This window comes from Oribacterium sinus (genome assembly GCF_963553175.1).
In the GTDB taxonomy this organism is placed as follows: domain Bacteria; phylum Bacillota; class Clostridia; order Lachnospirales; family Lachnospiraceae; genus Oribacterium; species Oribacterium sinus_B.
Window position 1 is genome coordinate 78,979 of sequence record NZ_CAUVME010000001.1, and the last position, 14,482, is coordinate 93,460.

Consider the following 14,482-nt stretch of genomic DNA (forward strand, 5'->3'; position numbering starts at 1 on the left):
GCGTAATACTCATTCTTCAGGGCAGAGACCCTGCCCTGAAGAAATTTTTATAAGGAATATAAATCGAACACTATAACAATTATTTATTGTACTTTGAATTTTTTTATCTCTAAAAAGAGAGAAAGCTATTGAGAAAGAAAAGCTGTTTTTGTTACCATAACAAAGACCATTCCTATCGGCTACACACAAGATAGACGTAGTCTGTTTTGTATAATCATACATTATTAATATCTAAAGGAGAGAAAAACCATGTCCAAGATTTATGACGTGCTTATTCTGGGAGCAGGTCCCGGAGGATTGGCTGCAGGTCTTTATGCAGGAAGAGCCAGACTTTCCACCTTGATTGTGGAGAAGGGACAGGATGGCGGACAGATTGCCATTACCGATTCTATAGAGAACTATCCCGGACAGATTGTGGAAGGCGAATCCGGTCCTTCTCTAATTAAGAGAATGACTGAGCAGGCAGAGCATTTTGGCTGCGAAAGAGCCCATGATACCATCAAGGCTGTAGAATTGGACGGAGATGTTAAAAGACTCATCGGTACCAAGGAGACCTACGAGGGTAAGACTCTGATTATTGCCACAGGAGCTAATCCACGTCCAATCGGATGTAAGGGAGAGAAGGAATTCTTAGGAAAAGGCGTTTCCTACTGTGCAACCTGTGATGCCAACTTCTTCGAGGATCTTCCCGTATTTGTAGTAGGCGGCGGAGACTCTGCGGTGGAAGAGGCTATGTATTTGACAAAGTTTGCAAGCTCCGTTACTCTTATTCACAGAAGACATGAGTTGAGAGCGGCAAAGTCTATTCAGGAGAGAGCTTTCCAGAATGAGAAGCTGCATATTATGTGGGATACCGTAGTAGAAGAGCTGTCCGGAGATGATATTCTTCAGAAGATTAAGGTAAAGAATGTGGTTACCGGAGAAGAGCAGGTATTGGAAGCCAGCGAAGAGGACGGAATGTTCGGAATTTTCGGATTTATCGGCAGAATTCCTACCACAGAGATTTTCCAGGAAACCAATCTGGAAATGGATGACAGAGGATATATTCCCACAGATGAAGATATGCACACCAATATTCCCGGCGTTTTCACCGTTGGAGATGTACGTGTAAAGAGTCTTAGACAAGTGGTTACTGCTGCTGCGGATGGTGCTATTGCAGCCACCCAGGCAGAGAAATATATTAATGAACACAAATAAAGGAGGACAAGATGTTAGAGGTTGATAAGAATACCTTCGAAGAGGAAGTGCTGAAGGCATCCGGCTATGTATTTGTAGATTTCTTCGGAGATGGATGTGTTCCCTGTGCTGCACTTATGCCATTCGTACATTCTTTGGCTGACAAGTATGAGGGTAAGTTAAAGTTCACTTCTCTGAATACTACAAAGGCTAGAAGATTGGCTATCGGCCAGAAGATTTTAGGACTTCCCGTTATGGCTATCTATAAGGATGGACAGAAGGTGGAAGAGCTGGTTAAGGATGATGCAACAGAAGAGTCCATCCAGAAGATGGTTGAAAAGTATGTTGCTTTAAACCAGTAAGCAATCGTTTCATTTGCGTATTTGACGAAAGTCATTACGATACATATCTTTAAAGAAAGGAGAGAAAAGATGGCTATTTTAAAGGGTAAAAAAGTTATCATCATCGGTGACCGTGACGGTGTACCAGGACCTGCTATTCAGGCTTGTGTAGAGACCGCCGGCGGAGAAGTAGTATTTGCTTCCACCGAGTGCTTCGTTTGAACGAGCGCAGGCGCAATGGACTTGGAAAATCAAAAGAGAGTAAAGGATTTTGCTGATAAGTTCGGACCAGAGAATCTGGTTGTTGTACTTGGCGCTGCTGAGGGGGAGGCTGCAGGACTTGCAGCTGAGACCGTTACAGCAGGAGATCCTACTTTTGCCGGCCCATTGACTGGGGTCCAGCTTGGACTCACGGTATATCATGTTTGCGAACCAGAGTTGAAGGCAGAGTTTGACGAATCTGTTTATGAAGACCAGGTTAGTATGATGGAAATGGTTTTAGATGTAGACGATATTGTCAACGAAATGAATAGTATTCGCTCTGAATATTGCAAGTACCTTTAAAACCGAGGGAGCTTTTTACGGGCTCCCTTTTTTCTCAAAATTCTTTTCAAAAAAAGTACTAAAAATAGAAAAAGAACTATCTTTTCTTTGGTAAATTTGTAAAACTTAACAATAAATTATGAGGTGATCAAAATGAATAGTGTCATTAAAGGTTCCGGATATTGTTTGGCATATACTCCCGGCTTGATGTTGCAGCACGGCTCCACCATTGTGCAGGAAAGACTGGTAAATCCTGACGGTGAGTTCTTAAAGGAAATGGGAAAGCACGTTCGTAGCTTTGAGGATTGTGTAGCTTACTGGCCAAACCAGGTATATATCGGAAACAAGACTCCCGAGGAGTTTGCCAAGGTGGAGTTCCCCTATTTCGATAAGAAGGTAGAAAATGCCAACCGTTATGGTCATTTTGGAGAGATTATGCCGGAGAATGAGTTCCTTCTTTTGGCACAGGCTTGTGACTGCTTCGAGGTTTTCTACCTGGATAAGGACTTCGTAGCAGCAAACAAGGGAGAGCTTGCTAAGGATCCTGTAATCACAGAAGCAATCCTTGCCAGAGTACAAGAAGGTGTAGAGAATTCCGTGATTAAGGGATTTGTGGACGCTCACGAGGCAGAGCCTCTTTTCTACGAAGGAAAGCTGGTAGGATGTGTAAAGAGAGCCCATGACATTGATGTAAACCTTTCCGCAGAAGTAATGCTGGAGAACTTGATGAATAAAGCAAGCTCCGTTTTGGCTGTTCTTCACTCCTTAAAGTCCTCCAATGTAGACCCGCTTTCCATTGAATATGTTATCGACTGTTCCGAGGAAGCCTGCGGAGACGTAAACCAGAGAGGTGGCGGAAACTTTGCGAAGGCTGTAGCGGAGATTGCCGGACTGGAAAATGCTACCGGCTCCGATGCAAGAGGCTTCTGTGCAGGACCTTCCCACGCTATGATTGAGGCGGCTTCTTTGGTAAAGGCAGGAGCTTTCCATACCGTTCTTGTTATCGGTGGTGGTTGCGTACCTAAGCTTGCCATGAACGGAAAAGACCATGTAAAGAAAGAGCTTCCCATGCTGGAGGATTGCTTAGGCTCCTTCTCCATCGTAGTTTCTGAAAATGACGGTGTTTCTGCTGAAATCAACCTGGATATTATCGGAAGACATACCGTTGGAACAGGTGCCGCACCACAGAACGTTATCGGTTCCTTAGTAGCGGATCCTTTGGAGAAGGCAGGCCTTACCGTAAATGATGTGGATAAGTTCTCTCCTGAGATGCAGAATGCGGATATTACCAAGCCTGCAGGAGCCGGAGATGTTCCTATGGCAAACTATAAGATGATCGCTGCTCTTGCTGTTAAGAAGGGATGGCTTGAGAAGGCTGATTTGGCAAAGTTCTGTGAGGAGAAGGGCTTGGTAGGATATGCACCGACTCAGGGTCATATTCCTTCCGGTGTTCCTTATGTGGGATTTGCCAAGGAAAGCATTGAAAAGGGAGATATGGAGAGAGTTATGATTATCGGAAAGGGATCTCTCTTCCTTGGCCGTATGACAAACCTCTTTGACGGTGTCTCCTTCCTGATTCAGAAAAATACCGGAAAGGGTCAGGGCGGAGCAGTATCTGAAGAAGAAATCCGTTCCTTAATCGCGAAATCCATGAAGGAATTTGCACAGTCTATTTTGGGCGCATAGAAGAAAGGGTGAGAATTATGGCAAAAGAAATAAAAGAGCTCATTGTGGATACCTTTTTGGCTATGGCGGAAGGTTTGGAAACAGGCTCTTTTTCTAAGAAACCGAGAATTGCTTTAACAGGTATGGGCTCGGAGCACGGAGAGGAAAATTCCATGAAGGCTGCCGTGGATGCGGCTAAGGATGGGGTGGACGTACTCTATATCGGTTCTTTGAAAAATGATGCGGTAGAAACCCTTGTGGTGGACAATGATGAAGAGGGACATGACAAGATGGATGCTCTTTTAAAGGAGCATAAGATTGACGGTGCGGTAACCATGCACTATCCCTTCCCCATCGGTGTATCCACTGTAGGAAGAGCCATTACTCCTGCATTCGGCAAGGAGATGTTCATTGCCAATACTACAGGAACCTCCAGTACAGATCGTATTGAAGGAATGGTGAAGAATGCCCTTTACGGAATCATCACAGCAAAGGCTTGCGGAATCAAAGAGCCTACTGTAGGTATTTTAAATGTAGACGGTGCAAGACAGACAGAGAAGGCCTTAAAGAAATTGCAGTCCAACGGTTATCCTCTTCGCTTCGCAGAGTCCTCCAGATCCGACGGCGGTGCGGTTCTTCGTGGAAATGACGTTCTTCGGGGAACACCGGATGTATTGGTGTGTGATTCCTTAACCGGAAATGTATTGTCCAAGATGCTTTCTTCCTTCAACACAGGAGGCTCTTTTGAGGCTCAGGGCTATGGCTATGGTCCTGGAATCGGTGAGAACTATAACCAGCTGGTGATGATTGTTTCCAGAGCTTCCGGAGCACCGGTTTTGGCAAATGCTCTTCGCTTTGCAAGAGACCTGATTAAGGGCAATGTCTTTGGGGTAGCAAAGGAAGAGTTTGCATTGGCAAAGAAAGCCGGCTTAGATGGCATTCTTGCAGAAATCAGAGAGGCAAATAAGCCCAAGGAGCAGGGAGAATCCGTTCCCATGCCGGAGAAGGAGATTGTTACCGCTGCTGTTTACGGCATTGAAGTAACAGATTTGGATGATGCGGTATTGGAGCTTTGGAAAGAAAAGATTTATGCAGAATCCGGAATGGGCTGTACAGGGCCGATTATCCGTGTTTCTGAAAGCAATTTAGCAAAGTCTGAAGAGATTTTAAGAGCAAAGGGATATATTTCTTAATCTCTCTCGGAGAAGGTACATAACTTTCGGGCTGATCTCTTTCCTTTAGGAAAGGTATAAAGAAGTCTTGGAAAGAAAAACAAAAGGCAGGGGTTTTGCCTATACAATTTGCGCGCAATCCGGTTGTTTTGCGTACAATTTAGTTGTTATAGGCCCCCCCGCCGATTGTATAAAAAGTGCAGCTGTAGGGATGACATACATTCCTTCGGTTACGCTTATTTTTGTACCCAAAAATGAAGGAAAAAGTGACAAAATTTTCTTATACATAAATGGGCTTGTTAAAATATAAACAAAAAATATTGCGACAGGAAATGAAAAATAGTAAGAAATAACTAAAAAAATTTCCCTAATATCCGAAAAATAGATTGAATAGTATTCAATTATCGGATATAATGTGGAAACAATATAGAGGACAGTAACAATTAAACATCAGGGGAAAGGAGGAAGAACGAAACTATCAATTTGCTTTACATTCATCTTAAAAAATGAATGAATTAAAAGAAAAATAAGGAGTAGAATAATGGAAAAAAAGAGTTTGCAGTTCATGAAAGTGGTTAGCTTCTGTGGAGCTTGCATTGCTTTCTACATTGGGGCCGGATTTGCCACCATGCAAGAGATTATTCAGTACGTGGCTTCTTACGGATCAAAGCTATGGATTGTCATCGCTGTGAATGCAGCAATCTATATCTATACCGATCTTTCCTTCGCAACAAACGGCAATCGTTTGAAGCTAAAGAGAGGTGGAGATATTTACACCCACTATTGTGGAAAGTATATTGGAAACTTCTTCGACTACTTTTCAGCACTGTTCTGCTATGCCTGCTTTATCGTAATGTGTGGCGGAGCCAATGCTACAGCTGCACAGCAATGGGGACTTCCCAATGGTGTAGGAGCCGTAATCCTTACCGTATTTGTTATTGCTACCGTAATTTTCGGATTGGACGGTGTTATCGAAGCCTTAGGAAAGATTGGACCCATCATCGTATTTTTCATCCTTGTGGTTTCCGTTATCAGTATTTTTAACGGTGCAGGCAATTTCTGGGAGAATTTAAAGGCAGTAGATACCGGAAAGCATGAAATTGTTCAGGTAGGTAACGGTAATCCCTTCCTCTCCGGAGCTTCCTATGCAGGCTTCATGCTTCTATGGTTCGCCAGCTTCCTGGCTGAAATCGGTTCTAAGAACCGGGTAAAGGAAGTAAATATCGGAATGCTTTTCTCTGCAGTGTTTATTATGGGAACCATGGTGATTGCCAGCGTTGCATTGATTTCTCATATCGATGTAACCAGCCAGGCGGATATTCCCGCTTTAATCTTGGCAAATACCATTTCTCCTGCTTTGGCAAGTATTTTTGCGGTAATTATCTTCTGCGGAATTTATACCACCTCCGTTCCTCTTCTTTGGACCAGTATCGGAAGAATTGAGAAAGAAGGAACCAAGAAGTATAAGCTTTATACCGTAGTATTAGGAATCATTGGTTGCGTTATCGCTTGCTTCTTACCTTATCGTTCTTTGGTAAATGTGCTTTACGGATTGAACGGATACCTTGGGTTTATCCTTGTAGCGTTCATGCTGGTATATGATATCCGCACAAGAATGAGCAAGAAGGTAAAGGTAGCAGCGGAAGAAGTAGCTCCTGCAGTAGTTTAATATAGCCGAAAGAGGAAGAAACAGCTCCAATAGTAGTTTGAAAAAGCTGAAAGCAGTAACTTCCTCCATGACGGCATAATCAAGATTTTAAATCAGCTGTCCTGCGTATATCGCGGGGCAGTTTTTCTTTTCCGGGAAATATAATTATTATTTAAGAAAATGTCGGAAATATACTAGCCTTTCCTGGCGATTTTCGGTAGAATAAGAAAAGTATTTTCTGTATAAGGAGTAGATTATGAGAAGAAAAACATTGATTCCTCTTTTGGCGTCGGCTATGACTTTAGGGATGAGTCTGACAGCATTTGCAGGAACATGGAAAAGTAATGGTACCGGATGGTGGTATGAAAATGCGGATGGAAGCTATCTTACCGGCTGGAACTGGGTGGATGGAAACGGCGACGGTATTGCCGAGTCCTATTATTTTCAAAATGACGGATATCTCTTAACAAACACAACGGTGGAGGGGTATCAGGTAAACGGCGACGGTGCCTGGGTGGTAAATGGAGCCGTGCAAACCAAGGGTGTAGGGGCCTCCGCAGGGAATGCAGCGGCGCAGAATGATACGGTATTTTCCAGATCCGGTTCCAAGAAGGGCTTGGCAACAAGAGATACCCTTTTTGATGCCACTTCCGTGAGAGATTTAGGGGTAAAGCACATCATATACAACTTTACCAACTATGAGCAAAACTTCATGGATAACTTCCGGAATACCAAGGCAAACGGGGTAAGCGTTACCGCCATTATGCTAAACACTCCGAGAAATAATCCGGAGCCCCAGTCTCTTCCTGATGGAATTAGCGGACAGGAAGCCCATTACTATGGCTATAATGTGGCCACACAGGCCGGAATCGATGCAACCACCAGGCTTGCCAATCGTTTTGCTTCCTTATATAAGGATTCCGTGGATAACTGGGTTATCGGGAATGAGATAAACTATCCTAACGTATGGAATTTTACTCCTCACAGCAGTATTGAAAACTATGCGGACCAGTATGCCCATGCTTTCCGCATTTGGTACACGGCCATTAAGCAGAATAACCCCTCTGCCAATATATACATTCCCTTTGACTATGTTTGGACAGAGCATTCTCCTTCCGCAGGATATTATAAGGCAAAGGACTTACTGCGTTTGTTAAATGACAGATTACGGGATTTGGATTACGGTATTGCTTGGCATCCCTATCCGGAAGGACTTTCCGACCCGAACTTTGAGGATGACGGAAAGGCAACAAACAGTGAAAATTCTTTGATTATCAATATGAAGAACTTAAATGTTCTCACAGATTATTTACAGAAGCCGGAGTACCTTTCTCCAAGCGGTAAGGTAAGACACCTGATTCTTTCCGAGCAGGGCTTTAATGCCACAAACGAGGATGTGCAGGCAGATCAGATTGCCAAGGCTTATGACATTGCCAAGAACAATCCCTATGTGGAAGCCTTCTTCCTGGCCAGGGAGTATGACCAGCCCGGGGAGATGCACAATGTAGGAGGGGCATTGCAGGAGATGCACTTCGGATTAAAGGATGCCTATGAAAGAGGCGGAAGACCCAGAAAGGCTTATTCCGTGTATAAGAGTTTGCAGTAAAATATTGCAATTATAGAGTTTCATGAATATTTGAGAAAATAGTTCGCTATCTAAAGAGGATGGCGGATTATTTTTTTGGAAAATTGTGAGAATAAGGATAGGCAATTCAATTTGCAAATATTTGGGTGCTCAAATATAATTTAAAAGTATAGAATATTAAAGGAGAACGAAGGGAATCGGAGGAGGATGATGAAGGATATAAAAAAGGATCCGTTCGATGAATATATAAGAAACTTACCGCCTACACGAAAAGAATTGGGGCAGGCGTGGTCTACCGCGATTGGCTTACAGGATGTTGATGGCTTGAAGCCATCGAAATATCTTTATGAAACTGCAATAAAGAGCATTGATGGTGAAATAACTATTGATGAAGCCGGAGCGCTGATTAATAGTTATTACGAGGATAAAGATGGGCGTTCAGATTCGGAGGAGAGAACAGAAGAAGCAGACAAAGTTTCTGCCAGAATTGCAAAGTTACTTTCTGATAAAGCGTTCATTTTTTCACCTATGCAGTACATCTCGATACATCGTGAATTATTCGCAGGGATTTATTCTCATGCAGGGAAAATTAGAGACTACAACATCACCAAGAAGGAATGGGTATTGAATGGTGATACGGTTTCCTATGGTTCTGCAACAAATCTTCGCGAGACATTGGACTATGATTTTTCCCAAGAAAGAAATTTTAAATATAATGGACTTAGCCTGGATGAAACAATTCATCATTTGGCGATATTTATTTCCAGGCTGTGGCAGATTCATGTTTTTTGTGAAGGAAATACCAGAACAACAGCCGTGTTCTTTATTAAATATTTAAGGATGCTTGGGTTTGATGCTGAGAATGATAGTTTTGCTGAAAATTCTTGGTATTTTAGAAACGCTTTAGTAAGAGCTAACTATACGAACATTCAAAAAGGTATTTATGAGACGACAGATTTTTTGGAGAAATTTCTTAGAAACCTGCTTCTAGACGAGAAGCATGAGCTGCATAACAGAGAGATGCATATTAGTGGAAAGTTTTTATCGGTTCAAGCTGACCCAATAAATGACCCGATAAATGACCCAATAAATGACACAATAAAATTGGAAGGAAGAGAAAAACAGATTTTTGATATAGTATATGAAAATCCATCATTAACCAGAGTCGAAATGGCTAAGAGGATAGGATGTTCGGAGTCAACAGTAAAGAGAACACTTCAAAAATTAATGGATAAAGGAGCAATTAAAAGAATCGGATCAAATAAAAAGGGGGAGTGGATTATAGTGTATTAAAGGGAATGAAAAATGGAGAGCTTGGAGAACTTAGCGCAAGAAAAAAAGTGCAAGAAAAACCTTAGCAAGACAAAACCCTAGCAAGGTAAACAAGAGTAAGATAAAACCATAGTAAGCTAATAAACGAAATTAAAAACCAAAAAAGAATACAGGAGGAAACTATGCAAAACTTTGACTATCAAACCCCGACAAGACTCATTTTCGGAAAAGACGTTATCGAAGAACTTCCGGAAGTAATGAAGCAGTTCGGAAAAAGGATTCTGCTTAGCTACGGAAGTGGAAGCATCAAAAAGATTGGTCTTTATGACAAGGTAAAGGAGCTTTTGAAGGACTATGAGATTTATGAGCTTCCCGATATTCAACCCAATCCCAAGTATGATCCCAGTGTTCTTGACGGCGTGAAAATCTGTAAAGAAAAGAATATTGATGTGATTCTTTCTGTTGGAGGCGGAAGTGTTTTGGACTGCACCAAGGCCATTGCCGCAGGGGCGAAGTATGAGGGAGATCCTTGGGATTTGATTACCTATAAGGTAAAGGCCAAGGAAGCACTTCCGATTGTGGATATTATTACTCTTGCTGCGACAGGCAGTGAGTATGATGCGGGAGGCGTAATTTCCAGAACCGAAACCAATGATAAGACGGGCTATAGTGATCCCCTGCTTTATCCTGTGGTTTCCTTCTTGGATCCTGTTTATACCTTTAGTGTATCCAAGAAGCAGACTGCAGCAGGCTGTGCGGATGCCATGAACCATATTTTCGAGCAGTATTTCTGTGAGGACTCTACCCTCTTAAATGACGGTTTTATGGAGTCTGCTTTAAAGAGCCTGATGATTAATACAAGAAAATGTCTGGAGAATCCGGAAGACTATACCGCAAGGGCTGAAATGATGCTTTGCTGTACCTATGGTTGTAACGGCATTTATTCCCTTGGAAACAGTGAATCCGTCTGGCCCTGCCACGGCATGGAACACGCTCTTTCCGCCTACTATGATATTACCCATGGAGAGGGCTTGGCCATTATCACGCCAAGATGGATGAAGCATATCTTAAATGAAAAGACGGTGGAGCGCTTCGTAAAGTACGGCATCAATGTATTTGGCATAGATGCTTCTCTTGATAAATTTGAGATTGCCAATAAGGCGATTGACGAAACCTACCGTTTTTTCGAGTCCATCAATATTCCTATGCATCTTAAAGATGTGGGAATTGATGAGAGCAGAATCGACGAAATGGCAAAGCATGTTGCTGAAAATGAAGGTCTGGAAGAGGCCTGGGCGCCTCTTTTAGAGAAGGATATTGCAGAGATTTTCAGGGAATCACTATAAAAACGAAATGCCTTGAAGGACGGAATGCAACTTAATTATTTTCTACAGAATATAATGTAGTAACAATACATGGCTAAGCGCACTTTGGCGGCTGGCCATTTTTGTGTTGGTAGAGTAAATACATTGATGGGAGCGTTTATACCAGGGAAATAGCCCTAATCATAGGTATTCCGCTACAATGGCAAAAACAAGCAGTGATAAACTTATGCATTCTTGGCTCTAGAGTATTGATTGAGCCTTTGATAGGATGTATACTTCTATTAGACAAAAATGCGGAATCTGTATTTTTGTCTAATATGTGACGAGGTGCACCAATATGAAAATAGGTAGAGATGTATATTTGAATAAGCTTATTTCGAAAAGGCATAACGGATTAATTAAGGTTGTGACGGGTATGCGAAGATGTGGAAAATCATATCTTTTATTTAATCTTTTTAAAGAGTATTTGGTAAATGAAGGAGTTGCTGAAAATCATATTATTGAGATTGCGTTTGACTCTTTTGAGAATAAAAGGTATAGAGATCCGGAGGTCTTATTTCCATATATAATGGAGAAAATGTCGGATGAAAGAATGTATTATGTTCTGTTAGATGAAGTCCAGATGCTTGATGATTTTGAATCAGTTCTTAATAGCCTCGGAAGAAAGCAAAATGTAGATGTATATGTAACGGGAAGTAATGCAAAATTCTTATCAAAGGATATTATTACAGAATTTCGTGGACGTGGGGATGAAGTTCATATGTATCCTCTAACATTTGGCGAATTTATGAGCGTATATGATGGTGACAAACAAGAAGGCTGGAGGGATTATGTACTGTTTGGTGGAATACCGCTTGTCCTAGGTTTTGAAACGGCTGATCAGAAATCCGATTTTTTAAAATCCCTGTTTGAAGAAACCTACATTTCCGATATTACCGGAAGAAATAATATACGAAATAAGGCGGAATTAGAAGAACTTCTTAATATTTTATCGTCAGCAATTGGTTCTCTTACGAACCCAAGTAAGCTATCAGCGACATTTAAAAGTGTTAAGAACAAGTCCATAAGCAAAGATACGATAATCAAATATATAGATTATCTTAGAGATTCATTTCTTATAGATAGTGCAATTCGATATGATATTAAGGGCAAAAAGTACATTAATACTCCATCAAAGTATTACTTTACCGATCTGGGACTTAGGAATGCTAGACTTAATTTTAGGCAGGTGGAGGAGACTCACGTAATGGAAAACATTATATTTAATGAACTAAAAGTTCGTGGATATAATGTGGACGTAGGGGTTGTTGTGATGAATGAAGTAGATAAAAATGGTAAGAAAATTAGAAAACAGTTGGAAGTGGACTTCGTTTGCAATAAAGGCTCAAAGAGATTTTATATTCAATCGGCCTATGCATTACCTGATAAAGAAAAGATGGAACAGGAGCAACGCTCGTTGGTGAATACAGGCGATGGATTTAAAAAGATTATTATTACAAAGGATGCTGTGGCACCACTTTATAATGAAGAAGGCATATTGGTGATGAGCGTTTATGATTTTCTTCTTAATCCGGATAGTATGGAAATCTAAAAACAGGAGGAAAATATGCAAAACTTTGACTATCAAACCCCGACAAGACTCATTTTCGGAAAAGACGTAATTCAAGAACTTCCGGAAGTAATGAAGCAGTTCGGAAAAAGGATTCTGCTGAGCTACGGAAGCGGAAGTGTCTTGGACTGTAGCAAGGCCATTGCTGCAGGGGCGAAGTATGAGGGAGATCCTTGGGATTTGATTACTTATAAGGTAAAAGCCAAGGCAGCCCTGTCACGACATGGAGCATGCGCTTTCGGCATACTATGACATCACCCATGGAGAAGAACTCGCCATTATCAGCCCGAGAAGGAAAGTTAGAGGAGATACACAACAGGAGATACAAAAAAGTCAGGAGAACAATTTATGAAGACATTGATTATTAACGGAAGTCCACGCATCGGGGGCAATACAAGCATTGCCCTGGAGGAGATGATTAAGGTATTTGAGAAGGAAGAGATAGAAGTTGAGGTCGTGCAAATTGGTAACAAAGATATACGAGGCTGTATTTCCTGTGGATATTGTTATAAAAATGGAAAATGTGTCTTCAATGACCCGGTAAATGAACTGGCAGAGAAGTTTGAAGCCGCAGATGCTTTAGTAGTGGCATCTCCGGTTTATTATGCCTCCGCAAATGCTACCCTGATTGCCTGTCTGGACAGACTGTTCTACAGTACACATTTTGATAAGACCATGAAGGTGGGCGCCAGTGTGGTAGTGGCAAGACGAGGCGGCTTATCCGCGACCTTTGATGAATTGAATAAGTATTTTACCATCTGTGGAATGCCGGTGGCCTCCAGCCAATACTGGAACAGCGTTCACGGATGCGAAAAAGGAGAGGCGAAAGAAGACTTGGAGGGCCTGCAGACCATGAGAACTCTGGCTAGAAATATGGCCTTTTTAATGAAGAGCATTGCCCTTGGAAAAGAAAAATACGGTTTGCCGGAGCAAGAAGAGGGGATAGCTACAAATTTTGTCCGATAAGGAAAGGGAGGATATAGAGGGGAGCTGAGCAAACATCGGGGCCAAACCTTCTGTAGCTTTTCTTGATAACTTAGCTTTCCTTTTTGCTCCAAAAGTGTCTCAAAGAGATTAGTGGAGAGTGCTATGCCATTTCAAATCATCCGAAACGATATTACAAAAATGCAGGTGGATGCCATAGTGAATCCTGCTAACCCTATGCCGGGATATGCTGCGGGAATAGACAGTGCTGTCTATAAGGCTGCCGGGGAAGAAAAGCTTTTGCGGAGACGACAGGAAATAGGGGCTATTGCTCCCGGAAGCTCCTTTATTACGGATGGATACAATCTGCCTGCAAAGTATATTATCCATACGGTAGGAACAGCCTGGCAGGGTGGGAACTCAGACGAAGAAATAATTATAAGAAAATGTTACCGCAGTATCTTTAAACTTGCCATTGAACATCATATTCTCAGTCTTGCTATCCCTCTTTTGGCATCAGGAAGCTATGGCTTTCCCAAGGGAATTGCTCTTAGGATTGCCCTGTCGGAGATAGAAAGCTTTATGTCGGAAAATGACATAGAGCTTTATCTTGTGGTTTTTGATGAAAAATCATATTCCCTATCAACGGAGCTCTATGGCGATATTGATGAATATATCAATAATCATTATGTAGAAGAAAAGATTTCGGAAGAGTATTCGGAATCATATGTTAGAGGAAAAAGTTCTAATGCTGATCCCGTTAGAGTGAGCTCTGTTTACGGGGCGCATATCAGTCCGGAAAAGTGCCTGGTTTCCGAAGTTCGAAGCTTGGAGGATGCGGTAAAGAATCTGGACAAAAGCTTTATGGAGCTGGTTTTCTCTTTTGCCGATCAAAAAGGCCTTACTGATGTTGAAGTGCAGAAGAAAGCAAACCTGGACAGAAAGGCATTTTCCAAACTGAAATGCGGAACCACAAAGAATCCGAGTAAATCTACAGCGCTGGCTCTAGCTGTTGCATTGAAATTGAATCTGGATGACACAAAGGATTTGCTTTCAAGGGCGGGTTGGGCCTTATCTCCCTGCAGTAAGCAGGATCTTATTGTGCAATACTTTATAGAGCGGGAAGCTTATGATATCTATGAAATCAATCTGGCTCTTTTTGAACATGGCGAACCACTCCTGGGAATGCAGGCTATTTAAATGTCGCCTGACAAGTGACCGA

General features: G+C 42.0%; 13 protein-coding genes. All 13 read left to right on the forward strand.

All coding sequences use genetic code 11. The features are described 5' to 3' along the window. Positions 1 to 249 precede the first annotated feature (249 nt). The 13 genes from trxB to RYO92_RS00365 all read left to right on the forward strand — a co-directional run bounded on the left by trxB (position 250) and on the right by RYO92_RS00365 (position 14,460). The gene (gene trxB / locus RYO92_RS00305) at positions 250 to 1,197 is read left to right on the forward strand and encodes a thioredoxin-disulfide reductase (RefSeq protein WP_308578909.1); all 948 of its coding nucleotides are present in this window, start codon (positions 250 to 252) and stop codon (positions 1,195 to 1,197) included. Positions 1,198 to 1,208: 11 nt separating this feature from the next. After that, on the forward strand, positions 1,209 to 1,538 hold the full coding sequence (gene trxA / locus RYO92_RS00310; RefSeq protein WP_007157945.1) for a thioredoxin TrxA: 330 nt from the start codon (positions 1,209 to 1,211) through the stop codon (positions 1,536 to 1,538). Positions 1,539 to 1,607: 69 nt separating this feature from the next. Next, positions 1,608 to 2,081 (forward strand): glycine/sarcosine/betaine reductase complex selenoprotein A, encoded by a 474-nt coding sequence (gene grdA / locus RYO92_RS00315; protein WP_304071687.1) that lies wholly within the window; start codon positions 1,608 to 1,610, stop codon positions 2,079 to 2,081. A 132-nt stretch (positions 2,082 to 2,213) separates the two neighbouring features. Further along, complete coding sequence (gene grdC / locus RYO92_RS00320; protein WP_007157942.1) at positions 2,214 to 3,746, forward strand: glycine/sarcosine/betaine reductase complex component C subunit beta; 1,533 nt, start codon at positions 2,214 to 2,216, stop codon at positions 3,744 to 3,746. Between the two features lie 17 nt (positions 3,747 to 3,763). Beyond that, positions 3,764 to 4,918, forward strand: a complete 1,155-nt coding sequence (gene grdD / locus RYO92_RS00325; protein WP_315369096.1) for a glycine/sarcosine/betaine reductase complex component C subunit alpha — start codon at positions 3,764 to 3,766, stop codon at positions 4,916 to 4,918. Between the two features lie 520 nt (positions 4,919 to 5,438). Next, positions 5,439 to 6,566: a YkvI family membrane protein gene (locus RYO92_RS00330; RefSeq protein ID WP_315369097.1), complete on the forward strand. Its 1,128-nt coding sequence runs from the start codon at positions 5,439 to 5,441 to the stop codon at positions 6,564 to 6,566. 235 nt (positions 6,567 to 6,801) lie between these two features. Then, positions 6,802 to 8,151, forward strand: coding sequence for a DUF5722 domain-containing protein (locus RYO92_RS00335; protein ID WP_315369098.1), 1,350 nt, complete (start codon positions 6,802 to 6,804; stop codon positions 8,149 to 8,151). A 186-nt stretch (positions 8,152 to 8,337) separates the two neighbouring features. After that, positions 8,338 to 9,423, forward strand: coding sequence for a Fic family protein (locus tag RYO92_RS00340; RefSeq protein WP_315369099.1), 1,086 nt, complete (start codon positions 8,338 to 8,340; stop codon positions 9,421 to 9,423). A 161-nt stretch (positions 9,424 to 9,584) separates the two neighbouring features. Continuing rightward, positions 9,585 to 10,748 (forward strand): iron-containing alcohol dehydrogenase, encoded by a 1,164-nt coding sequence (locus RYO92_RS00345; RefSeq protein WP_315369100.1) that lies wholly within the window; start codon positions 9,585 to 9,587, stop codon positions 10,746 to 10,748. A 316-nt stretch (positions 10,749 to 11,064) separates the two neighbouring features. Beyond that, positions 11,065 to 12,318, forward strand: a complete 1,254-nt coding sequence (locus tag RYO92_RS00350; RefSeq protein ID WP_007157935.1) for an ATP-binding protein — start codon at positions 11,065 to 11,067, stop codon at positions 12,316 to 12,318. A gap of 15 nt (positions 12,319 to 12,333) precedes the next feature. Next, on the forward strand, positions 12,334 to 12,588 hold the full coding sequence (locus RYO92_RS00355; RefSeq protein ID WP_243155842.1) for a hypothetical protein: 255 nt from the start codon (positions 12,334 to 12,336) through the stop codon (positions 12,586 to 12,588). Positions 12,589 to 12,684: 96 nt separating this feature from the next. After that, a complete protein-coding gene (locus tag RYO92_RS00360; RefSeq protein WP_315369101.1) occupies positions 12,685 to 13,302 on the forward strand; it encodes a flavodoxin family protein in 618 nt (205 codons plus the stop codon). A 123-nt stretch (positions 13,303 to 13,425) separates the two neighbouring features. Next, the gene (locus RYO92_RS00365; protein WP_315369102.1) at positions 13,426 to 14,460 is read left to right on the forward strand and encodes a macro domain-containing protein; all 1,035 of its coding nucleotides are present in this window, start codon (positions 13,426 to 13,428) and stop codon (positions 14,458 to 14,460) included. The last annotated feature ends 22 nt before the right edge of the window (positions 14,461 to 14,482 follow it).

Coding starts and splice junctions, on each gene's coding strand:
- trxB (WP_308578909.1), top strand. CDS start 250: ATGTCCAAGATTTATGACGTGCTTATTCTGGGAGCAGGTCCCGGAGGA.
- trxA (WP_007157945.1), top strand. CDS start 1,209: ATGTTAGAGGTTGATAAGAATACCTTCGAAGAGGAAGTGCTGAAGGCA.
- grdC (WP_007157942.1), top strand. CDS start 2,214: ATGAATAGTGTCATTAAAGGTTCCGGATATTGTTTGGCATATACTCCC.
- grdD (WP_315369096.1), top strand. CDS start 3,764: ATGGCAAAAGAAATAAAAGAGCTCATTGTGGATACCTTTTTGGCTATG.
- RYO92_RS00330 (WP_315369097.1), top strand. CDS start 5,439: ATGGAAAAAAAGAGTTTGCAGTTCATGAAAGTGGTTAGCTTCTGTGGA.
- RYO92_RS00335 (WP_315369098.1), top strand. CDS start 6,802: ATGAGAAGAAAAACATTGATTCCTCTTTTGGCGTCGGCTATGACTTTA.
- RYO92_RS00340 (WP_315369099.1), top strand. CDS start 8,338: ATGATGAAGGATATAAAAAAGGATCCGTTCGATGAATATATAAGAAAC.
- RYO92_RS00345 (WP_315369100.1), top strand. CDS start 9,585: ATGCAAAACTTTGACTATCAAACCCCGACAAGACTCATTTTCGGAAAA.
- RYO92_RS00350 (WP_007157935.1), top strand. CDS start 11,065: ATGAAAATAGGTAGAGATGTATATTTGAATAAGCTTATTTCGAAAAGG.
- RYO92_RS00355 (WP_243155842.1), top strand. CDS start 12,334: ATGCAAAACTTTGACTATCAAACCCCGACAAGACTCATTTTCGGAAAA.
- RYO92_RS00360 (WP_315369101.1), top strand. CDS start 12,685: ATGAAGACATTGATTATTAACGGAAGTCCACGCATCGGGGGCAATACA.
- RYO92_RS00365 (WP_315369102.1), top strand. CDS start 13,426: ATGCCATTTCAAATCATCCGAAACGATATTACAAAAATGCAGGTGGAT.